1 pseudogene is annotated in these 359 nt (G+C 49.9%); it reads left to right on the forward strand.

The features are described from left to right. Nucleotides 1-359: pseudogene (locus Q0975_RS28390) on the forward strand (hypothetical protein); the annotation flags it as partial.

Below are 359 nucleotides of genomic sequence, written 5' to 3' on the forward strand. Positions count from 1 at the left end.
ATTACTGGTGCACAAGGTGTAACTGGAGCTCAGGGAATTCAAGGAATCACTGGTGCGCAAGGGATAACTGGAGCACAAGGAATTCAAGGAATCACTGGTGCACAAGGTGTAACTGGAGCTCAGGGAATACAAGGAATCACTGGTGCACAAGGTGTAACTGGAGCTCAGGGAATTCAAGGAATCACAGGTGCACAAGGTGTAACTGGAGCACAGGGAATTCAAGGAATCACTGGAGCGCAAGGAGTAACCGGAGCACAGGGAATTCAAGGAATCACTGGAGCGCAAGGTGTAACTGGAGCTCAGGGAATACAAGGAATCACTGGAGCGCAAGGTGTAACTGGAGCACAGGGAATACAAGG

This window comes from uncultured Aquimarina sp., assembly GCF_947500065.1.
GTDB lineage: Bacteria > Bacteroidota > Bacteroidia > Flavobacteriales > Flavobacteriaceae > Aquimarina.